The sequence below is a fragment of the Planomicrobium sp. YIM 101495 genome, assembly GCF_009707665.1.
Classification (GTDB): Bacteria; Bacillota; Bacilli; order Bacillales_A; family Planococcaceae; genus Planococcus.
Map to the genome: position 1 here is coordinate 72068 of NZ_WLZW01000004.1, position 22379 is coordinate 94446.

18 protein-coding genes and 1 riboswitch are annotated in these 22379 nt (G+C 51.4%); of the genes, 10 read left to right on the plus strand and 8 right to left on the minus strand.

What is annotated here, in order from left to right; all coding sequences use genetic code 11:
• The first annotated feature begins 228 nt into the window (after window positions 1-228).
• The 3 genes from GIW82_RS12770 to GIW82_RS12780 all read left to right on the plus strand — a co-directional run bounded on the left by GIW82_RS12770 (window position 229) and on the right by GIW82_RS12780 (window position 3090).
• Entirely contained in the window at window positions 229-1455 is a 1227-nt protein-coding gene (locus GIW82_RS12770) for a GGDEF domain-containing protein (protein ID WP_195914049.1), read from the plus strand.
• A gap of 333 nt (window positions 1456-1788) precedes the next feature.
• Complete coding sequence (locus GIW82_RS12775) at window positions 1789-2787, plus strand: YhdH/YhfP family quinone oxidoreductase (protein ID WP_154750336.1); 999 nt, start codon at window positions 1789-1791, stop codon at window positions 2785-2787.
• Between the two features lie 33 nt (window positions 2788-2820).
• Window positions 2821-3090, plus strand: coding sequence for a hypothetical protein (locus GIW82_RS12780; protein ID WP_154750337.1), 270 nt, complete (start codon window positions 2821-2823; stop codon window positions 3088-3090).
• A gap of 407 nt (window positions 3091-3497) precedes the next feature.
• Here GIW82_RS12780 and GIW82_RS12785 read toward each other — a convergent pair whose 3' ends face one another.
• Window positions 3498-4547 (minus strand): aromatic acid exporter family protein, encoded by a 1050-nt coding sequence (locus GIW82_RS12785; protein ID WP_154750338.1) that lies wholly within the window; start codon window positions 4545-4547, stop codon window positions 3498-3500.
• 213 nt (window positions 4548-4760) lie between these two features.
• On the opposite strand from GIW82_RS12785, the gene GIW82_RS12790 reads away from it, so the two are divergent.
• Window positions 4761-6158 carry a vWA domain-containing protein gene (locus GIW82_RS12790; protein WP_195914051.1) on the plus strand — a complete coding sequence of 466 codons (1398 nt, stop codon included), beginning with the start codon at window positions 4761-4763 and terminating at the stop codon, window positions 6156-6158.
• A 122-nt stretch (window positions 6159-6280) separates the two neighbouring features.
• Here the strand turns inward: GIW82_RS12790 and ribH are convergent, their stop codons facing one another.
• From ribH to ribE, 3 genes are read right to left on the minus strand one after another with little or no spacing between them, the layout of a single operon-like run.
• Window positions 6281-6748, minus strand: a complete 468-nt coding sequence (ribH, locus tag GIW82_RS12795) for a 6,7-dimethyl-8-ribityllumazine synthase (protein ID WP_154750340.1) — start codon at window positions 6746-6748, stop codon at window positions 6281-6283.
• Window positions 6745-7389, minus strand: coding sequence for a 3,4-dihydroxy-2-butanone-4-phosphate synthase (gene ribB, locus GIW82_RS12800; RefSeq protein ID WP_154750341.1), 645 nt, complete (start codon window positions 7387-7389; stop codon window positions 6745-6747). Before ribB ends, ribH begins: the two co-directional genes overlap by 4 nt.
• A 15-nt stretch (window positions 7390-7404) precedes the next feature.
• On the minus strand, window positions 7405-8037 hold the full coding sequence (gene ribE / locus GIW82_RS12805) for a riboflavin synthase (RefSeq protein ID WP_154750342.1): 633 nt from the start codon (window positions 8035-8037) through the stop codon (window positions 7405-7407).
• Between the two features lie 336 nt (window positions 8038-8373).
• A riboswitch (FMN riboswitch) is annotated at window positions 8374-8536 on the minus strand.
• A gap of 138 nt (window positions 8537-8674) precedes the next feature.
• Between ribE and GIW82_RS12810 the strand changes: the two genes are divergently transcribed.
• A complete protein-coding gene (locus tag GIW82_RS12810; RefSeq protein WP_154750343.1) occupies window positions 8675-9511 on the plus strand; it encodes an NAD(P)H-hydrate dehydratase in 837 nt (278 codons plus the stop codon).
• Between the two features lie 126 nt (window positions 9512-9637).
• Here the strand turns inward: GIW82_RS12810 and GIW82_RS12815 are convergent, their stop codons facing one another.
• Both GIW82_RS12815 and GIW82_RS12820 read right to left on the minus strand, forming a co-directional pair.
• The gene (locus tag GIW82_RS12815; protein ID WP_154750344.1) at window positions 9638-10918 is read right to left on the minus strand and encodes an ammonium transporter; all 1281 of its coding nucleotides are present in this window, start codon (window positions 10916-10918) and stop codon (window positions 9638-9640) included.
• A gap of 12 nt (window positions 10919-10930) precedes the next feature.
• The gene (locus GIW82_RS12820) at window positions 10931-11272 is read right to left on the minus strand and encodes a P-II family nitrogen regulator (RefSeq protein ID WP_154750345.1); all 342 of its coding nucleotides are present in this window, start codon (window positions 11270-11272) and stop codon (window positions 10931-10933) included.
• A gap of 307 nt (window positions 11273-11579) precedes the next feature.
• Between GIW82_RS12820 and gltB the strand changes: the two genes are divergently transcribed.
• Entirely contained in the window at window positions 11580-16166 is a 4587-nt protein-coding gene (gltB, locus tag GIW82_RS12825) for a glutamate synthase large subunit (RefSeq protein WP_195914052.1), read from the plus strand.
• 21 nt (window positions 16167-16187) lie between these two features.
• Window positions 16188-17675, plus strand: coding sequence for a glutamate synthase subunit beta (locus GIW82_RS12830; RefSeq protein ID WP_154750347.1), 1488 nt, complete (start codon window positions 16188-16190; stop codon window positions 17673-17675).
• A 15-nt stretch (window positions 17676-17690) separates the two neighbouring features.
• On the opposite strand, the gene GIW82_RS12835 is transcribed toward GIW82_RS12830, so the two are convergent.
• Together GIW82_RS12835 and GIW82_RS12840 are read right to left on the minus strand one after the other, a co-directional pair.
• Entirely contained in the window at window positions 17691-18032 is a 342-nt protein-coding gene (locus GIW82_RS12835) for a hypothetical protein (RefSeq protein WP_154750348.1), read from the minus strand.
• A 77-nt stretch (window positions 18033-18109) separates the two neighbouring features.
• Window positions 18110-19345 (minus strand): dicarboxylate/amino acid:cation symporter, encoded by a 1236-nt coding sequence (locus GIW82_RS12840; RefSeq protein WP_154750349.1) that lies wholly within the window; start codon window positions 19343-19345, stop codon window positions 18110-18112.
• A 109-nt stretch (window positions 19346-19454) separates the two neighbouring features.
• Between GIW82_RS12840 and GIW82_RS14775 the strand changes: the two genes are divergently transcribed.
• The 3 genes from GIW82_RS14775 to GIW82_RS12850 all read left to right on the plus strand — a co-directional run bounded on the left by GIW82_RS14775 (window position 19455) and on the right by GIW82_RS12850 (window position 21834).
• Window positions 19455-19655: a hypothetical protein gene (locus GIW82_RS14775; protein WP_195914053.1), complete on the plus strand. Its 201-nt coding sequence runs from the start codon at window positions 19455-19457 to the stop codon at window positions 19653-19655.
• Between the two features lie 113 nt (window positions 19656-19768).
• Complete coding sequence (locus tag GIW82_RS12845; RefSeq protein ID WP_154750350.1) at window positions 19769-20761, plus strand: GNAT family N-acetyltransferase; 993 nt, start codon at window positions 19769-19771, stop codon at window positions 20759-20761.
• A 104-nt stretch (window positions 20762-20865) separates the two neighbouring features.
• Window positions 20866-21834, plus strand: coding sequence for a glycosyltransferase family 2 protein (locus tag GIW82_RS12850; protein ID WP_370456230.1), 969 nt, complete (start codon window positions 20866-20868; stop codon window positions 21832-21834).
• The last annotated feature ends 545 nt before the right edge of the window (window positions 21835-22379 follow it).

Sequence of the window (22379 nt, forward strand, 5' to 3'; positions counted from 1 at the left end):
ACTGCAATCAGCAGGTACGTGTTTGTTTTGATTTACTTTACACCCTCGAAAGAGTCTCTCTTTTCAAGGATGGGACGCACGAAGCTCAGCAGGGAAAGACGAAAGATAATCCCCCATGGCCATCCTGAATTCATATATAATGGGATTATTCGTAAATTTCGATGTATGATAACAAGCAATGAGATGCGCCGCTCGTATGCCTGCATGGAAGAAAGGAAGGGATGCTCAATGAACAGACAGAACGTAATGATGATGCTTCTCTTTCTTATTGCAACATCCATCGCTGTATTTTCACAAAGACCGGACATTCCGATAATGCATTTTCTGATGACTGTTGCGGTGTTCGTCTTTTTTTCCGTCATCTATTCCCAGCTGCGATTGAAAATAAAATATGGCGACACCGAGCTGGATTACGCAATCAATTACGGGATTGCCATCGCCTTATTTGCCGGGCCGCTCGGAGCTGTGATTTACGAGATCTTCTACAATGTATCGGTCCATCTCATCAATAAATGGAGAAAACCGGATTACCGGAAACCTTTCCTGTATGTCTTTTATAATATCTCGATCTTCAGCTTCGCCAATATCTTCTGCTTCTACTTGTATGGCTTGCTGTCGCCGCTTGTTGAGGATATTCCGTTCGGCTTCTGGTTGTTGTTCGCCATTCTTGTGTTCATCACGAATTTGTTGACGGATACGTTTATCCTCATCCACTTCATTTTTATCAAAAAAATCAACTCGTTCAGAGAAGCGCTGAATTTCTATGACAACTGGAATGGATTGGATCTCGGAAAAACGGCACTGATCAACGGCTTTCTGTTCATTTTCCTAATAGAAGGCAGTTGGGATTTGCTGATCGGGGTTTTCCTTTTGAATTACTTTGTCAGCCAGTCAATTTTCCCAATCTTACAAAATCTGAAAGATAAAGACGACCGGGACAAGTTCATGAAGATGGCGTACCGGGACGCTTTGACTGGAGCCAACAACCGGGCATTCATGGACTTGAAAATGCGGGAACTGAGCGATTCCGGTGAAACGTTTGGCATTGTCGTTGCCGATATCGACCGCTTCAAGACCGTCAATGATTCGTATAACCATGCGGTAGGGGATGAAGTGCTGAAGCATTTCGCAGCGTTTCTGAAAAGCTATTTGCGGGAAGGGGATTTGCTGTTCCGGAGCGGTGGAGAAGAATTCACCTTATTTTTCCGCAACAGCACCTTTGAAGAAATCCAGGAGCGGCTCGAAAACTTGAGAAGCAACCTTGCAGACAGTGTGACCACTGCCGATTTCAACGATGAACCTGTGGAGATTTCTTACACGGCATCGTTCGGGCTGTATTACAAGAAATTCGAAGATCACCCATCGATTGAAAAAGGCTATATTTTCGCCGACAACTTGCTGTTCGAATCAAAGCGTGCTGGCCGCAACCGCATTACGGCTGAAAACGGCTTATAGCCGGGTGTCTGGGAAGAGCGATTTCCACCCTTGTTAAGGTGAAAAAAAGAACGAATTACTTATTGAATTCCAGAAAGACAAGAGGCAGCTCATGTAAGAGAAAAACTGGGGGCTGAATGAAGCGAAAGGTGTAAAAGAAGTGATAAATCGGGAAAAGTAAATCTGAAAATCGACACAGATTTGAACATGCTCCGAAAACTTAATGTCCATACATGACACACTTCTTGCGGTACAACAGGGAGTGTGTATTTATATTTTTTACAGGATTTTGAAATAAAACTGTTTCGCCGGTCAGCAGATATGGGAAGAGATAAGGAAAGGAGTGGATAATGGATGGAGAAGTTTAACGCGATTGTCATCAAAGAACAAGAGGAAGAACTGGAGTACGGTGTGGAACAAATCGATGATAGCGAGCTGTCAGGGGGCGAGGTCTTCATCAACGTCGCCTATTCTTCCCTGAATTACAAAGACATGCTGGCAGTCCAAAAAAATGGCGGCGTGATCCGCAAGTATCCGATGATTCCGGGGATTGATCTGAGCGGCACTGTGGTCGAGTCAGCCGATCCTCGTTTTCAGGAAGGGCAGGAAGTGGTCGTCACCGGATTTGAAATGGGGATGAGCCATACTGGCGGATTTGCTGAATTTGCGCGGGTGCCGGCGGATTGGGTAGTGCCGCTGCCGGAAAAATTGAGTCTGCGTGACGCGATGGTATTCGGGACAGCTGGATTCACGGCCGCATTGTCGGTCATGGCATTGGAGAAAAATGGTATGAAGCCGGAAAATGATCCTGAAATTCTGGTGACCGGTTCTACCGGAGGTGTCGGCAGTGTCGCGTTGCAGATCCTTTCGAAAAACGGGTATCAGAAAATCACGGCACTTGTCCGCAAAGACCATCAAGTGGAAGTGGCAAAATCACTCGGTGCAACGAACGTTATTTTCCCGGATAATCTCGGAGATGTGAAAAAGCCGTTGAACCGCGAAAAATATGACTTCGCCTTGGATACAGTAGGCGGGGACGTGGCTTCTGCCATCATTCGGCAGCTTTCCTACGGCGGCAGCATGAGCACATGCGGCATGGCAGGCGGTATCCAGCTGACGGCAACGGTTCTGCCGTTCATCTTAAGAGGCATCAATCTGCTTGGCATCGATTCGGTGAATGTGCCGATCGAAAAACGGCCGGAGATCTGGAAGAATATCGCCAACGACTGGAACATTTCCGCAACGGCTCTGGTGAACGAAATTTCACTCGACGACGTGCCGGCTGTAATCGATGCCATCAAAAATGGCAAGCATCTCGGACGGACAATTGTGAAATGCCGAATAGGCCCGTGAAAATAAAATGACAAGATGGAAGGATATATGCGTATGTATGAAAACACGCTGAAGAAAGCGAAATTATTTGCGATAGTGAATCTGGTCCTGTTTTTAGCGACGCTTGGAGTGAATTACCTTGGATCTTCCGGATTCTTTAATGGACAGAGCCAAGCGGACATCTCCGACCAGTACTTGACGCTGATTTCTCCGGCACCTTTTACGTTTTCGATTTGGGGCGTCATTTACAGTCTGGTGCTGATTCCCCTGGTCTACTTATTGATTAAGCGAAAAAACAGAATATCAGCGAGCAGGTCCTGCTGATCTCGCCGTAGTTTATCCTGCTGTCGTTTTGTAATATGGGCTGGATCATTGCGTTCTCTTATGAACGACTCGGCATTTCCACGATTTTAATTATCGGCATGCTGTTTTCACTGTTTCTTATCATCGGGAAAATCTACACTCACCGCTTTCATTTTCTTTCAATACTGGCAGGAATCAGTTTCACGCTATACTGTGGGTGACCATCGCGACGGTCGTTAATACGGCGCTTCTGTTGGTGCAGTTGGAATGGGACGGTTACTGAGGGGAAATATCCCCTTATGGTCCCGGAAAGTTGTCCGGAGAAATTCGACTTTCCGTTCAATGACTACCGGGCGATTGCTGCATGCCCGCTGGAACAGCATTTAAGTTCGACTAGCCTGTCATCCCCGGGCCATGGGTCGTACATTTTATTCTTTGGCAGTTCCATCAACACGCACGCTATCCGGATCGAAGAACTTATCCACCAGATCGTAAATCGTGATCAGCTCATAGAGAATCGTGAACTCCGGCGGGAACTCGGCAGGGCGCGCGGTATTGCTTGTTGTGATACTCCTGGTATTTTTCCAGAACAGATCTGTGATGCGCTCCAATTGGCGCTGATGTTTGTCGTGATTATAAGGAGTTGCGTATTGCAGATCATCGGCAAGGCCGGTGACGGCGTCCATGATGATTTCCCGCTCTGCCGCTGTCCACTTGATCTCATGCCGGGGCACGCGCAACAGTGCGTCCACGTGGAATTCCAGGTTGTGCAGGAACAGCAATTGCTTCTCGGCCATGAGAAGTACGGTTTCCCTTTCACGGACCCACGGGTAAAGGGTGGCATCGTCGCGCTGGAAGCGGATCAATGTTTCCGTCTTGCGAATGTCTGTGATGAGCTCTTTTACTACCAGTTGCTCACCTTTTCGGCTCGCATCCCCGTCAAAGAGCGTTTCGCGGAATGTCTGCTCGAGCATGGTTCCTGCCCGGTCGCTGATCTGCTGGATGTTCTTTAAGATATCCCTGCGGTAGTCCGGCGGGAGGACGAGCATGTTGACAGCAGTGGAGACGAGCAGCCCGACGGTCGTTGTCCCGAGGCGGATGAAGAAGGAGATCACGACATGGTCGTGGATGACTTCAACCATCGCGACGGATGTCAAGGTGGCGACGAGCAGTCCGGCGTGCAAGTTGAGTCTGTAGCAGACTGCTATTGTAGCGACGGCTGCGAGTGCGTACGTGATCGGGGCGTTCCCGAAGAGTGTAATGAAGAAGACAGCGAACGCTGAACCGATGGCAGAAGCTGGAAAGCGGACAAGTCCTTTCTTGATCGAATCGCTGACTGTAGGCTCGATCGTGACGATTGCCGTAATGACGGCGAAGACGGGCGGCCAGCCGAACCATTCGCAGATGATTGCGGTTAAAAAGACTGCGAGTCCTGTTTTGATGATTCTCCTGCCGTTAAATTGAAAGAACCGTTTCATATCATGATCACCATTTCCATTTCATGTCGTTTTTTTCTGTAGTTCAGTATACACCTATTTTTCTGCACAGAAAACATTCATCAATTTCGTCAGATCTCCAGCGAAGGATAAAATTTACGCCAGTCCGAAAGCACCTAAATTCCGCAGAAGTGAAACCGGGGGATGCGGAGCCCGTATACATATGCGAAAGTAAACGCAGAGAGGAGAGGCAATATGAAAAACATAAAAATGAACTGGCTTATCATCATGCTATTGTTTCTCGCAATTCTTGCAGGCTGTTCGAACGAAGAAGCGGCAGCGCCCGAAGAACAAGCGGACGATACCGTGCAGGAACAGCCGGAAGCGGAGACAGCAATCGAAAACAGAGGCGATGAAGAAGAGGAGGAACCGGCAGAGAACGATATGCCGGAAGCGGCCGTCCATAATGTCGAGGAAATGGTGAAGGAAAAAGGCAAATACATCCCCAATGAAATAACGGAGCAGCAAAGAGAAGAGCTGCAACGGGAACTGGAGGTGGCTCCTGATGGCATGACCGGAGAAGAAGCCTACTCACTCGCGGTTTCTTTATTCGCTGCGAATATAGAGGAAGCAGCAACGATCATCAATGAAACCGATCCGGTCATCAAAATCGATTCTGCCACTCCGGAAGATGAAATCGATATCCCCGAATCGGAAACCGTGAATGTCGCGATTTTGCTTGACGCGAGCGGCAGTATGGCAGGTGAAGTGAGCGGCGGGCAGAAGATGGAGCTCGCGAAGTCTGCTATCCAGAAATACGCAGCCGATCTGCCGGAAGGCTCGAACATCATGCTGCGCGTCTATGGCCATGAAGGGACCGGGACAGATGCTGACAAAGCGATGTCCTGTGCCAGCAATGAAGTGGTCTACGATCTGAGCGGTTACAACGAGCAGAAATTTAGAGCATCGCTCGATCAATTCGCACCGGCCGGATGGACACCGCTCGCAGGTGCCATCGAAGCGGCTGAAGCGGATTTGAATGAACAGAAAGGTGAAAACGTGCGCAATGTCGTCTACGTCGTGAGTGACGGCATCGAGACGTGCGACGGCGATCCGGTTGCGGCTGCTGCCTCGTTGAGTGGGTCTGACATCCAGGCGGAAGTGAACATCATCGGCTTCGACGTGGACAACGAAGGCCAGAAGCAGTTGGAGGAAGTGGCGAAAGCGGGCAACGGGCAATACAAATCGGTGTACTCCGAAAGCGAATTGAATGAATATCTGAAACAGGAATACAGCCGTCTTTACTGGGAATGGCTGGCCTGGAGCAACGATCGCATATTCGATATTCTTGCACAGAGCAATGATATCCACTTCGATATGCTCGCAGCCAACAATGACGTCAGTTTCCTGTCGCTTGCTTCCAAGAACGAAATGCACGCGCTCCATTATGATTTAAAAGAGCTGGAAAAATTCAAAGATGAAGAAGCGGTGGATGTCTACCTTGATTTGATCGATACAAGATACGAAACAGTAAGGAACCATTTCAGGCAGGAAGTCGACCGGAAAGACACAATCCGGAAAGAAATAAAGGAAAAGCTTGAAACGGAAGTGCGGGAGACGAGGGAGGAAAAAGGAGAAGAATACAGTCCTTGATCGAATTCACGTCTTCGGGGAGTGCTCTCTGTGGGTCAAAACCATCATTCCAAAATAAAAATCCATTCCCGGCAGTTTAGATTGCCGGGAATGGATTTTTTCTTTTAGCGCTAATTTCAGACTCAGTCCAGTTTCTTCAGTAGATTCGCCATCTCAATCGCGGATGCCGCGGATTCCCAGCCTTTATTTCCTGCCTTCGTGCCTGCCCGTTCAATGGCCTGCTCGATGGAGTCGGTCGTCAGGACGCCAAAAATCACCGGGATTCCGGAATGGTCGCTGACACGTGAAACGCCTTTCGCCACTTCGCTGCATACATAGTCGAAATGCGGAGTCGCTCCGCGGATGACGGTCCCCAGTGTGATGACCGCGTCATACTTTCCGCTGCCGGCCATCTTCTTGGCGATCAATGGGATTTCGAATGCGCCGGGCACCCAGGCAATCGAGACATCGTCACTTTTTACACCATGTCTTTTCAATGCATCTTCGGCTCCGCTCAGCAATTTGCTTGTGATAAATTCGTTGAAGCGGCCGACAACGATGCCGATCCGCAACCCTTCGCCGTTCAAATAACCTTCATAATGTATAGTCATACTCGCTCTGCTCCTTTAGCGGGAATCCAATCCCGGGATGTTTTTCTTTGTTGCCAGGCGACGAGCTGTTTGATCGTCAAAATACCGAGGCCGAGGCGTTCAGCCACCTTCACGAGATCGGGCATGCGGGCCATCGAACCGTCCGTGTTCATGATTTCGCAGATGACGCCGGCAGGGGCTGAGCCTGCAAGCCCGGCCAGATTCACGGCAGCCTCTGTATGGCCTGTGCGTTCAAGAACGCCGCCGTCCCTTGCGATAAGCGGGAAAATATGGCCCGGGCGCTTGAAGTCGGACGGTTCGGCGTCTTCGTCAATCATGCTCAGGATTGTATGTGATCGTTCAAATGCGCTGATTCCCGTAGTTGTGCTTTTATGGTCGATGCTGATGGTGAAGGCGGTTCCGTAATGGTCCGTATTATCGTCAGTCATCAAGCCGACGCCGAGTTTCGTTGCCAGGGCATTGCTGATGGGAACACAAATCAATCCCCGGCCTTCGGATGCCATCAAATTGATGATTTCTGGAGTCGCATGCTCAGCCAAGGCGACGAAATCACCCTCATTTTCACGGTCTTCGTCATCTGTGACGATGATGGCTTTGCCTTTTTTCAGTTGGTTCAGTGCTTCTTCTACTGTGAAAAACAATGGGGTGCCTCCTTTTTAAAATCCTTGTTCTGCCAGCCAGTTCCTGGACATGCCGGGCTTATCAGTCTGTTGGATTCTTTCCGTGTATTTTGCCAGCAGGTCGCATTCGATATTGACGCGCTGGCCAGTCCCTTTTTCACCGAGCAAGGAATCTTCCCGGGTCGTGGGAATGAGTGAAATTGTGACGGTATTGGTGCCGACCGAAAAAACCGTGAGAGACGTACCGTCTACGGCTATAGATCCTTTTTTCATCATGTACTTCATCAGCGAGGAATCGAGTTCGATTGTTTTTGTTACAGCGTTGGCTTCTTTTTTGACGGAACGAATGATTCCGACACCGTCAGCATGGCCGCTGATGAAATGGCCGCCGAAACGGCCATTTACGGGCATTGCCCGTTCCAAATTGACGCGGGAGCCTGCACGCAGCTCCGACATGGTCGATGAACGGACGGTTTCCGGAATGACATCGGCCGTAAAAGTTTTGTGGTCATGGGTAGCCACTGTCAGACAGACGCCGTTGATCGAGATGCTGTCGCCTCTTTTGACATCGTCCAAAATGAAGGAACAGGAAATCGTCAATTCCATCGCCTGCGGTTTCTGGCGCAGCGCTGTGACGGTTCCGACTTCTTCAATGATTCCTGTAAACATTCAGGCACCTCCTTCCGGGGGCGGGATGTTTCTTTCCGAACAGATCTTTCAAGGTTTGGGTAAATTCCACCATGGGGCGAATGGGTGGTGGGGGTGGGCATGCTGGGCAGCATGAAGATGATGATACGGTTGCCGATGTGCCGGTCTTCTTTTCGGGAAATGTGAACAGACAGTTTCTGGCCATGTTTAAAAAGCCCTCGCGGTTGAGGGGGAATGCAAGCTGTATGACCTGAAAAATGCAATGCTGAAAAAACATGTCGCGCGGACAAGTCGTCTCATATGAATTCCTCCTTTCGATTCGGTGATCGAAAAGAAGCGGCACATAACAAATAAAATTGAATTCTTCTCCCATCCAGACTATAACTGTCGGTGCCGGATTCTCACCAGCTCCACCGGTTCAACGGAAAACGATCTCTTTTCCGTCCAACGCGGGTCACGGACTTGCAGCAGGGAGCTGCTCACCGCCGGTAGGGAATTCCACCCTGCCCCGAAGAATTCAATTCGATTATTTGTCTTTCCCATCTTAACACATGGAAGAAGAGGGTAAAGCGATTATATTTCAGACAAGCTCGTTTTTACGATGGTTTAGATGGATGGGTCACCGGCTATCCCTATTGTATGGAGAGGGGGAGTAACGATGGATGAAATCCTGGTTTGGTCCAGACGAGATGTACGAGAGTATTTGCCGCACCGTTCGGCAGACAGCCATAAAGGCAGCTACGGAACCGCATTGCTGGTGGCAGGGAGCCCTGGTATGCCAGGTGCTGCGGTGTTGGCTGCCCTGAGTGCGATGAGGAGCGGCCCCGGGAAGCTGGTGGTGGCGACTTCGAAGGAATCGATGGTGCCAATCAGCACATTTGTGCCGGAAGCGACGTTTGAATTCGACTTGCTTGACCGCCTGGAGGAATCCGGCTTTCCGTTCGATGATTACCGGGCGGTCGCAATGGGGCCGGGAATGCTGCCGGATGAGCGGACGGAACGGGCAGTCGAGCGTCTGTTCGGGATCGGCAAACCGCTCGTGCTGGATGCAGGTGCGTTATCGGAGCGGAGTTATGCAAAAGCAAAAGCGCCTGTCATTTTGACGCCGCATCCGGGTGAGTTTACGCGGATCACCGGAATACCGGTTGCGGAACTGCAGGAAAACCGGGCGTTCTATGCCGCTGAATGGGCCCGCAAGCTCGGGGTCACCATCGTATTGAAAGGCCAAGGGACCATCATCGCTTTTCCGGATGGTCAGGTTTTCAAAAATTCAACGGGCAACGCGGCGCTTGCCAAAGGCGGAACAGGTGACACGCTCACTGGCATGATACTCGGCATGCTGTGCTGTCACGATAACTGGCAGCATGCAGTCCTGAATGCCGTCCATCTGCACGGAGCCTGCGCGGACGAGTGGGTCAAGACCCGCTCTGCACATAGTTTGCTTGCGCATGAGCTGTCGGATCTGCTTCCGGTGGTTATGAAGTCTTATGAATGAGGGGTGCATCGAGAGGGTATCAGACTCACTCGTATCGGGCGCAGAAAAAAATAGACCGGTTTTATGCCATTTATACATCCAAAAAATCCGTCCCATATCAGCCGGGACGGATTTTTCATTCCTTTTTCACGGGACGCGAGGGGGAGAAGCGTCACCCAATTGGTTCAGGCGCTCAGCGAATGATTCGCTTGCGGGCACTGCGCCAGTCAGTACGTTTTGCATCTCGTATGCCTGAGAACCGTGTTCCGAGAAGTCGAGGCCGTTCTCTTCATCTTCCGCCGTAACGCGGAGCGGGATTACAGCATTGACTGCAACCAGCGTAATCGCAGCGGCGACAAGCGTCCAGGTGATGACTGCGGCCACGCCAAGCGCTTGGATACCGAGCAGCCCGATGCCGCCTCCGTATATCAGACCGCTTGCGGTATCGAAAAAGCCGAGTGCGACAGTGCCCCAAATGCCAGCAACACCGTGGACTGCGATGGCGCCGACCGGATCATCCACGCGGATTTTGGAATCAAGCAGGCGGACGGCTTCGGTCATGATGAGACCCGCCAACAGGCCGATGACGATGGCGCTGCCGGAAGAAACGTTTGCAGCTCCTGCCGTGATTCCGACGAGTCCTGCAAGCGCACCGTTCAGCGTCAGGGAAGGATCAATGCGGCCGTAGCGGAAGCGTGTGTAGGCGGCGGTGGCAAGCACTGCTGCTGATGCGGCGAGCAGGGTGTTCAGGATGACGGATGGCACGAGCGCCGGGTCCGCTGCCAGGGTGCTGCCGCCGTTGAAACCAAACCAGCCGAGCCATAGGATGAAAACGCCCAGAGCACCGAGCGGCAAATTATGGCCGGGAATCGAGTTGATCGTCCTGCCGCTGTATTTGCCGAGGCGCGGTCCGAGCTTCCAGGCAGTGATGAATGCAGCTGTCGCACCGGTCAAATGGACGACAGTCGAGCCGGCGAAATCAATGAAGCCGAGTTCTGCGAGCCAGCCGCCACCCCACACCCAGTGGCCAACAACCGGATAGATGACTGCGGTCATCGCAATGGTCAACAGGATATAGGCGCCGAGCCGCATGCGTTCTGCGACAGCTCCCGAAATGATCGTGGCACATGTCGCTGCAAAAACAGCCTGGAAGACGAAGAAGCCGATGTCTTCGCGACCTGCAAGCAGGAAACCGTCCGTTCCGATCAAGCCGGCCGCGCTTGTGCCGAACATGAGGGCAAACCCGACAAGGAAATAAAGGATGGCGCCGAGAGAAATCGTGATGAAGTTTTTCATGAGGATATTCAATGTGTTTTTGGAGCGGGTGAATCCGGTTTCGAGCATGGCGAATCCTGCGTGCATGAAAAAGACGAGAAACGTACCGAGCATGACCCACATCATATCAACTGAACTTTGCAATATTTCCATTTGTTTTCCTCCTTATCCGATCGCGACAACGCCGCGTTCTTTCGTTCTGATCCGGATTGCTTCTTCGACAGGGTAAATGAAAATCTTCCCGTCGCCGACTTCACCGGTCGATGCCCATTCGAGCAGCACTTCGATGATTCCTTCGACTTTTGCATCGTCGACAACCATTTCCAGCTTCAGCTTCGGCGAGAATTCCATCGTATACGCATTTCCCCGGAACAGACCGGTCCGCCCTTCCTGTTTGCCGATGCCGGCGACTTCGGTGATGCTCAAGCCGTCAATTCCTTCGAGCGCAAGTGCCTGGCGGACGTCCTTGAAGACGGTGGGACGGATGATCGTTTCAATCTTTTTCATGATTTTTCCCTCCTTTTATTTCCGTGACAATTTTTTCATGTCAGGTTTCTTAACATAATAAAACATGTTTTCTGAAAATACAATGCATTTTTAAAGATTATGTAAGGAAAACTGACATTAAAAATAAATACTTCATTTAATGGCGATAAAACTTTTTTTTGTAAAAATGAGATGCTTAATGCCCACATATGAAAACGCTTTCAATAATTTTCATCCTTTTTTACTAAGTTTTATTTTGCGACAATTCCATTTTGTGTTAAAATGTTTAACTATTACGACACTTCAAACTATTAAGGGGGCGGTTTTATTGACGAACACATCTTATCCGGGTCCACAGGGCCTGTATCATCCTGACTTTGAACACGAGGCATGCGGCATCGGGATGATTGCGAACATCAACGGAGAGAAATCGCATGCGATTGTGCAAAATGCCATCAATATTTTATGCAACCTGGAACATCGCGGCGGCCAGTCTTCTGATACGAGTTCCGGAGACGGGGCCGGTATCCTGACGCAGATTCCGCACCGGTTTTTCCTGAAACAATGCGCGAAAGAAAACATTCATCTTCCGGAAGAAGGGAAATACGGGATCGGGATGCTGTTTATGCCGCAGGACCAGGAGCTGCGGATGAAAGTGAAAGCGATCATGACGCGGATTGTTGAAGAGGAAGGGCAAGTCTGCCTCGGCTGGCGCCCGGTACCGATCAACGATTCGTTCGTCGGAAAATTTGCATCCAAGTCGAAGCCGGTGATCCGCCAACTGTTCATCGCGGCGGCAGAAAATCTCGGCGAACAGATCGCTTTTGAGCGGAAGCTGTATCTCATCCGCAAGCGCATCGAGCGGGAGATGCTGAAGGATGCGGCATTCAGCTCCGTCTATTTCTGCAGTTTGTCCTCTAGCACGATCGTCTACAAAGGGATGCTCATTCCGGAGCAACTGGATTCGTTCTACATCGACCTCAACCATCCCGAATTCAAATCCGCTTTGGCGCTCGTCCATTCGCGCTTCAGCACGAACACATTCCCGAGCTGGGAACGAGCGCATCCGAACCGTTACTCCGCGCACAACGGAGAATTCAATACGCTCCGCGGCAATGTCAATTGGATGCGGGCCCGTGAAGCTTTGTGCACCTCGCCTTATTTTGATGAAGATGCTCTGTCAAATATATTACCGGTCATCGACGAAAGCGGCAGCGACTCCTCGATGTTCGATAATTGTTTTGAATTTCTGCATCTGTCGGGACGTTCACTTGCCCATACGGCAATGATGATGGTTCCCGAGCCTTGGGTGAATGACCCGAGCATCAGCCGTGAAAAACGGGATTTCTACGAATACCACAGCACACTGATGGAGCCGTGGGATGGACCGGCAGCGCTCATTTTCACGGACGGCCGGCAGATTGCGGCCTGTCTGGACCGCAACGGGCTGCGTCCCGCGCGTTATTACGTGACGAAGAGCGGCATGATCGTCCTCGGCTCTGAAGTGGGGGCGCTCGATATTTTCGCGGACGACATCGTCGTGAAAGAGCGGCTGCATCCGGGGAAAATGCTGCTGGTTGATCTGGAGCGCGGCATCATCATTCCGGATGAAGACATCAAATCGCAGATTTCATCGGAATTGCCTTACCAGGACTGGATCGGCGAGCATATGAAGAATCTGGACGAGCTGCCGGAACCGAAGCGCGCTGCAGCATTGCCGCCTGAAGGGGAATTGATCGAGCAGCAATTGGCATTCGGCTACACGACGGAAGAAGTTGGGAAAATCATCAAGCCGCTTGCGGAAGGCGGCAAGGATCCGATCGGTTCGATGGGCTATGACTCGCCGCTTGCTGTGCTGTCCAAAAGGCCGCAGCTCCTCTATAACTATTTCAAACAATTATTCGCACAAGTGACGAACCCGCCGATCGATGCAATACGGGAACACATCATTACCTCTGCCAGAACGACAATCGGCGCAGAAGGAAATCTCGTGCAGCCGGAACCGGAAAGCTGCCGGCAGATCCGGCTTGAGACGCCGATTTTGACGAATGCCGAGATGGCAAAGCTGCGCGGACAGAGCTCGGGCGTGTTCCAGGCAGTGACGCTGCCGATCCTGTTCCAGGCAGAAGGCGGAGCGGAATCGATGGAACGGAGCCTTGAACAATTATTTGCGAAAGCGGACGAGGCAGTGGAGAACGGAGCGACACTTCTCGTGCTGACGGACCGGGGTGCTGGCCGCGAACATGCAGCCATCCCGGCCCTGCTCGCCGTATCTGGCCTGCACCACCACTTGATCCGCAGCGGTGCACGCACCCGGACGAGCATCCTGCTCGAGTCGGCGGAGCCGCGTGAAGTCCATCATTTTGCCGTACTGCTCGGCTACGGGGCAGAAGGAATCAATCCGTACCTTGCTTTCCGCACAATCGGTGAACTGACGGCGTCCGGAGATATCCCGGCTGTGAGCGCGGAAGAAGCGGGTGCGAATTACATCAAAGCCGTAACAGACGGCATCATCAAAGTGCTTTCAAAAATGGGGATTTCCACAATCCAGAGCTACCGCGGCGCGCAGATTTTCGAAGCGGTCGGTATCCATTCCGACGTGATCGACCGGTATTTCACCCGCACGGCATCACGCCTCGGCGGAATCGGCCTCGAGATTATTGCGAAAGAAGTGCTCATGCGCCATAAGCAGGCATACCCGAAGCGTTCAGGCGGCGACCGTGCGATGGAAGCGGGGGATGAATTCCAGTACCGGGCGAACGGGGAGACTCATCAGTACAATCCGGTGACTATCCATACGCTGCAGCAGGCGTGCCGCACGGGGAATTATGATACTTTCAAAAAATACAGCCGTCTGCTGTCGGGGGAGACGGCAGACGTGCATTCGCTGCGCGGCATGCTTGCATTTCAAAAGCGCGAACCGATCCCGGTCGAAGAAGTTGAATCGGTCGAATCCATCAGTGCGCGTTTCAAGACAGGTGCGATGTCCTTCGGTTCAATCAGCGCCGAAGCGCATGAAGCGTTGGCGATCGCGATGAACCGGATCGGCGGACGGAGCAATTCGGGGGAAGGCGGGGAGCAGACGGAGCGCTTCCAGCCGGATGCCAACGGAGACAGTCGCCGGAGTGCCATCAAGCAAGTCGCATCCGGACGCTTCGGTGTGACAAGCCATTACCTGGTTAATGCCGATGAAATCCAGATCAAAGTCGCACAAGGGGCGAAACCTGGGGAAGGCGGCCATTTGCCGGGACAGAAAGTCTATCCGTGGGTAGCGGAAGTGCGTGGTTCAACGCCAGGCGTGGAATTGATTTCGCCGCCGCCGCACCATGATATTTATTCTATCGAGGATTTGGCGGAATTGATTTTCAACTTGAAAAACGCCAATCCGCAGGCGCGGATCTCAGTCAAGCTCGTGTCGGCAGTCGGTGTCGGCACAATCGCGGCAGGCGTTGCGAAAGGGCGTGCGGATCTCGTACTCATCAGCGGCTACGACGGCGGCACGGGCGCTGCGCCGAAGACCAGTCTGAAGCATACGGGGCTGCCATGGGAAATCGGTTTGGCGGAAACGCACCAGACGCTGATGCTGAACGGCCTGCGGGACCGGATCGTCGTCGAGACGGACGGCAAGATGATGACCGGCAGGGATGTCGTCATTGCAGCACTCCTCGGAGCGGAGGAATACGGATTTTCGACTGCGCCGCTTGTCGTGCTCGGCTGCGTCATGATGCGCGTCTGCCATCTCGACACGTGTCCGGTCGGCATTGCCACGCAAAATCCCGAGCTGCGCAAGAAATACGCCGGAGATCCGGAGCATGTCGTCAATTTCATGCACTTTGTAGCGCGCGAGGCACGTGAACTCATGGCGGAACTCGGTTTCCGCACCATCAACGAAATGATCGGCCGGACCGATGTCCTGGAAGCAAAAGCTGCAGTTGACCATTGGAAAGCGGACGGCCTTGACCTGTCAGCGCTTCTGTATCGTCCGGACCTGCCGGAGAAAGTCGGCACTTATGCCCGGATGGAACAGAACCACGGACTCCAGAAGACACTTGATCACCAGGAATTACTGCCACGATGCGAAGGCGCCATTGAACGAGGGGAGCGTGTGGAAATCCATACGGCGATCCGCAATATCCACCGTGCGACCGGCACAATGGTCGGCAGTGCCATCTCGAAACGCCACGGGGCTGAGGGGCTGCCGGAAGATACGATTCAAATGAATTTCAGTGGATCTGCAGGCCAGAGTTTCGGTGCGTTCATTCCGCGGGGCATGACGATGAAGCTGGTCGGGGACGCCAATGATTTTGTCGGCAAAGGCTTGTCCGGCGGCAAGATCATCGCCTATCCGGCGGAAGAATCGACGTTTATTCCGGAAGACAATATCATCATCGGCAACGTCGCATTTTACGGGGCATCAGCCGGTGAGGCATACATCTACGGGCTGGCGGGCGAGCGGTTCGCTGTCCGCAACAGCGGCGCCGATATTGTCGTGGAAGGAATCGGGGATCACGGCTGTGAATATATGACGGGAGGCCGTGTCGTCATACTCGGCAAGACCGGCAAAAACTTCGCGGCAGGGATGTCAGGCGGAGTGGCTTATGTGCTTGATGAAGACAGTTCATTCGGGAAGCGCTGCAACACGGAGCTCGTCTTCGTCCAGCCACTGGCAGAGCTCACGGAAATAGAAGAATTGAAGGAAATGATCCAAAAATACGTGGACTATACAGGCAGCCGCAACGGCCAGCGGATTTTGGCGCATTGGGAAATTTTCTCCGGGAAATTCGTGCGGGTCATTCCGAAAGCCTATTTGCAGATCAACAGCCGCATCAATGCATTGCAGGAAGGCGGCATGGCGAAGGCGGCAGCTGAAATGGCCGCTTTTGAGGAAAGCAAAATGGCGAATGCCGGAAAATAAACGATAGCAGGGGGCGAAACGATGGGAAAAGCAACCGGATTTATGGAATATGAACGGCAAGCAGTCAAGGAGCGTACACCAGACAAACGGGTGAAGGATTGGACCGATTACACGATTCCGCTGTCGACGGAGGAAGCGGAGAGGCAAGGTGCACGCTGCATGGACTGCGGGGTGCCGACATGCCAGACAGGAATGGAGATGACGGGCGGCACGAGCGGCTGTCCGGTGTATCACCTCATTCCGGAATGGAACGATCTTGTATACCGGGGACAGTGGAAGGAAGCGCTGCGCCGGGAGCATCTGATGAACAACTTCCCGGAATTCACGGGAACAGCCTGCCCAGCGCCTTGTGAAGGAGCATGTGTGCTCGGGATCAATGAGCAGCCGGTCGCCATCCGCTCGGTCGAACGCTCAATCATCGAGCGTGGTTTTGCCGAAGGATGGGTTGTACCGGAACCGCCGAAAACGCGCACCGGCAAGAAAGTGGCCGTTATCGGCTCCGGTCCGGCAGGTCTCGCTGCAGCTGCCCAATTGAACAAGGCGGGCCATTCCGTGGTTGTTTTTGAGCGGAGTGACCGGCCAGGCGGCTTGTTGACATATGGCATTCCAGAGATGAAATTGCCGTATGAGATGGTGGAACGGCGGATCCGCATCCTTGAACAGGAAGGCATCGAGTTCCGCACGAACACGGAAGTCGGCAAGGATTATCCCGCATCTGCACTTCAGGCGGATTTCGCTGCGGTGATTATGTGCACCGGCGCCGCTGTCCACCGCGATGTCGAAGTGGAAGGCCGCCAACTTGGGGGCGTCCATTATGCGATGGATTTTCTGCACAGCAGCACGAAAAGCCTGCTCGATTCGAATCTGGAAGACGGCAAGTTCATCTCGGCGAAAGGGAAGGATGTCATCGTGATCGGCGGAGGAGACACGGGAACGGATTGCCTCGCGACTGCGGTGCGCCACGATTGCCGTTCGCTCGTCCAGTTTGATGTGTATGAGCAGAAAGACGGCGTACGCGACGAAGTGAGTAATCCGTGGCCGCAATATCCGCGAATCCACCGCGTCGAATACGGCCATAAAGAAGCTGCTTCCGTGTTCGGGAGCGACCCGCGTGCATATGCGGTGATGACGAAGAAGTTTGTCGGCGACGAGGCCGGCAATGTCAAAGAAGTGCATACGGTAGGAGTGAAAGTACGAATTGATGAGCACGGCAACCGGATCCGCGAAGAAATCCTGGGAACGGAGAGAGTGTGGAAAGCGGACCTGGTGCTGTTGGCGATCGGTTTCAGCGGACCGGAACAGGAACTGCCGCAGCAGCTGGAGATCGAAGTGGAAGCGAATACGCGAGTGAAAGCGGAGCACGGCCGTTTTACGACTAACCGTGAAGGATTCTTTGCAGCGGGGGATATGCGCAGAGGGCAAAGCCTGATCGTCTGGGCGATCAACGAAGGACGCGGTGCCGCGCGGGAATGCGACCGTTTCCTCATGGGAGAGACGGTTCTCCCGTAAACAGAAGATACTTTATCATCCAGTATGAGAAATCCGCCCCATCACCGAATGGGGCGGATTTTTATTTCCTGGTCCGACATCATCCCCCTTGTAGAAGAGGTGGTGGTCTCGGGGAAAGTCACTTGTATTTTCTGTTTGATTCATCCATATAAAATCGGGTAGCGGGAGGAGTTCATTGATAATCGCTGATAAACTATCGAAAACCGCTGATAAACTCAAAATAATCGCTGATAAACCCACGAAAATCGCTGATAAACTATAAGAAGGCTCCTGCTGCCCCAGTTTCAGCTTTTCGGCGACGGCACCGTGATCGCTGGCCCGTTCAGCAGCAAAGCAGCGCGATCTGGATTCCACCATCTAAAAACACCCCAAAAGTTAGATTTGAACTCTAACTTTTGAGGTGCACCACCGGGCTCGGTGGTTTCCTTGTACTCTTAAGCTTTTTTCATTGCTCTCTTTTTCTCGGTTTCCGCCACATACAATGCACATGCCGCGTCGCCGGAGATGTTGACGGCTGTACGGGACATATCGAGCAAGCGGTCGATGCCGATGACAAGGCCGATTCCTTCGACTGGCAGGCCGACGCTCGTTAGGACCATGGCAAGCATGATCAGGCCGACGCCAGGGACACCTGCCGTGCCGATACTTGCAAGGACGGCTGTCAGGACGACAGTCGCAAGTTCGCCGATCGTCAGGTCAAGACCGTAAGCCTGGGCGATGAAAAGAGTTGCGACCCCTTGCATGATCGCCGTGCCATCCATGTTGATCGTCGCGCCAAGTGGCTGCACGAACGAAGAGATGGATTTCGGGATTTTCAATTTCGTTTGTGCAACTTCCATTGAGACCGGAAGTGTGCCGGTACTGCTGGACGTACTGAATGCCACGGTCATGGCAGGGAAGAACTCTTTGAAAAACCAGACGGGACTTTTCTTCGCAAGGAATAGGACCGTGCCGCCGTAAGTGAATGCCGAGTGGATCAGAAGTGCGCCAAGGATGACGAGCATATAGGCGCCCATGGCTTGCATGGCAGACAACCCTTGTGAGCCGACTGCCGTTGCGATCAAGCCGAACGTGCCATATGGAGCGAACTTCATGACGATACCGACAAGGTACATCATGACTTCATTCCCTTGCTCGATCAAGTTCGTCAAGCTACGCGTCTTTTCGCCGAGCGCTATCAGAGCGAGACCGACAAATACAGCGAAGACGATGATCTGCAGCATGTTGCCTTCTGTCATGGCGGCGAGCGGATTATCGGGGATGATGTCCAGTAACGTCTCAGAAATCGGCGGTGCATCTTCCGTCTCGAACGACGCGCCTTCCAAGTCGAAATCACCAGCAAGACCAGGCTGGATGACTGCTGCGAGTGCCATCCCGATCGTAATGGCGATGGTCGTCGTCACGATGAAGTAGGTGATGGTTTTGACACCGATCCTTCCGAGTTTTGCAGGGTCCCCGAGTCCGGCTACACCGAGGACGAGTGACAAGAAGACAAGGGGGACAACGAGCATACTGATCAATGCTAAGAAGATTTGACCGAGTGGCACGAACACGTACGGATTGACTATGTCAAAAACGCCAGGTGCAAATAAATTCAGCAAAAGACCGACAATAGCACCTAAAATGAGTGCGCTGATTACTTTGAATGTTAATCCTTTTTTCTTCTTCATGTGGTTTATTCCCTTCTCTCTATCTATCGATGCTAAAAAAGTGGGCAAATTACAGTGTAACCGATGCCAAAAAACAAGGAAAGTGTAAATAAACCTGTTTCGCACCATAATGAATGAAAAAAATTATTCAGAAAAAAACGGTTTATTGCTTGATGTAGCAAGGTTTCGAGAAAAAATGCTCCATCCGGTGGAATTGTCGGGTCTCTCGGTCTATATCTCGCGTGCAATTTTCTCGGGAAGAAAAGGAAGAAGGATTACATATTTTAATATAAAGATTAATTTTTCAGAAAATACTATCATTATTCGGTAATATGGCCTATAATGAGCGGGAGATACAGTTTTTTTGGATGGAACAAACGAGTTATCTGGGTATTAAGGCTTTCTTTGGTAAGAGACTAAATCAAAAAGCTAGGAGGATGACGAATGGAAGTATATCCTGATATTTATTTTTTGCCGGAATGGGGACAAGCTTATCAATCGAAGGAACACGGCGGAGAGCTCAGAACTTTTGAGGTGAAGAATGATTGTGGGCATGTGTATTATCAATTCATCATTCGGGAAACCCCGGTCCAGACGGAAGGCCAGAAATATTACGACATTATTACGCCATTCGGCTTTAGCGGGCCAGTTCTCCTGGCGTGTGTACCGAATAAAGAGAGCGACATGATTCAAGCATTTAATGACGCGTTCCAGGACTACTGCATGCAGCACCGGATCGTGAGCGAATACGTCCGATTCAATGGCTGGATCAATAATGGCAAAGACTTCGAAGGAATCTACGACAAACGGAACCACGGCACGACCGTGTTCATCGATTTGACGGTTCCGGATTTCTTTCGGGACGAATTCTCTTCGAATGCTCGGAGATTAGTGAAGAGATCACGGGAAAATAATGTGGAAATCGAGTTCGACTTTAGCGGCGCCAGTTCGCATGAGTTTGCGCGATTGTATGGATTGATGGTTGAAAAGAATGCAGTGACCAATGAGTACTATCAATTCACAGAAGAATTCATCCGGACCTCGTTTAATTATTTGAGCGGCAAGCAATTTATCGTGAATGCTAAACACGAAGGGAAATATATTGCATCCGCTTTGTTTCTCCATCACGGAGACTATCTCCATTCCCATTTGGCTGCAAACGATCCAGCGTATTTCCGCCTGGCAGCAAGTAGCTTGATTACATATGAAGCATGCCGCTGGGGAGTGGACAACGGGAAGAAAGTTTTTCACTTGGGCGGAGCCAGCAATGATCGGAACTTGCACCGCTTCAAGATGGGATTCACAAGGACGGAACCGCTGGACCTGCTGATCGGCATGAAAATCAGGGACCATGAAGTATACAACCAATTGGCGAGTATAAAAGAAAAGATGGCGGGTTCTCTGGATGAGGATTATTTTCCTTTATACCGCGGTTGATCGCGAATGTGTGCGAAAAAAGGAGTCCCTCTGGCTGTCTTGCTTTTCCATGAACCAAGGAAAACAGCTGAGAGCATGAAAACGTGTAAAGGGGGTTGAGCGATGTGGAAAAGGAAGTGATCACCGTCAGCATCTGCTGCTTGAGCTATAACCATGAGCCATACCTTGCAGATGCGATCGAAAGTTTCTTAAGTCAAAAAACAGATTTTTCATTTGAAGTCCTGATTCATGATGATGCTTCGACGGACCGTTCAGCTGCGATCATCAAGGAGTATGAAGAGAAATATCCCTATATCATCAAAGCTATGTACCAAACGGAAAATCAGTACTCGCAAGGAGTCTTGGTGGATCTAGTGAATCAGGCGCGTGCGCGGGGCAAATATCTCGCGTATTGCGAAGGGGACGACTACTGGACGGATCCGACGAAACTGCAACGGCAAGTCGATTATATGGAAGCACATCCGGAGTGCAGTATGAGTGTGCATGCTGCATCGACCGTATCCGCGCTGAAGAAGAAAGTCCTTTCTGATGTAAGGCCGAGTGTCGGAGATAGAGATCTCACTGTCGAAGAACTCATCGAAGGGGGCGGGGAGTTCGTCGCAACCAATTCGATCTTATTGGCAAAAGAGAAGATCGAGCCGCTCCCGGAATTTTTCCACCGGGCGGTCGTGGGGGATTATCCTTTAGTGATTTATGGAGGGCTTCAAGGAGCCGTTCATTATATGGACCGCAACATGTCGGCGTATCGCGTCGGGGTGAGTGGATCGTGGACACAGCGGGAACTCGCGACGGTGGAGAAAAAGGGCGCGCATATGCAGGAAATCGCCAGGATGTTGGATGAAATCAACGAATATACGGATTACCGATATGACAGGTCGATCCGTGTGACGAAAGAAAGAAATGAGCTGCATCTCCTGCTTGAGCAAGGGCGTGTAGCAGAAGCGAAAAAAGGAAAATACCGTGAACAATACAACCAGTTAAGCCTTAAGAAAATCATCCTCTTCCGTATTAAACATTCCTTTCCGAACGTGGCAAGATTATTGAAGGCGATCAGGTGGGGCGTGTCGGCGTGATGCGAAGATGAGACTGAAATGAAAGTGCATCTGCTTTAGGTGCGCTTTTTTCGTGCTGAGAATCTAGGGATGAGATTCTTTACGCACCTGCTCGCTCGTTCATATATAATGGGGAAAAGCCCTTCGGAAGGAGCGGATCTTCTATGGAGACGATTCTTGCAATCTGTGATGGCAGTTGCGATCCCGAAGGTAATATTGGTGATGCTGAGCCAGCTCATTTGACGGTCTTCACGCGGAACTTTATCCAACGAATAGTCTTTTTTCACTTCCACTTCATGTCCTGCATCACTACTTGTGCTCAATTTGCCCCCTTCTTTCTTTGTGGGAATTTTATTCTAATATTAAGATAATTATTGGTGATTGAGTTTCTATACCCGTTGGCAAGGAATTTTAGGCCTGATTTTCGGGGGGATTCCATTATCTCTTGATTGCGCTACGGACAGGGAAGAATTCCGCTAAGTTCTTTGCTGCATCAGAACCAAGCGTGCTTAGTCATCTGAGCCTTATCGCTGCCACTGGTTTTCATTGATTATAACTGGCGGAAA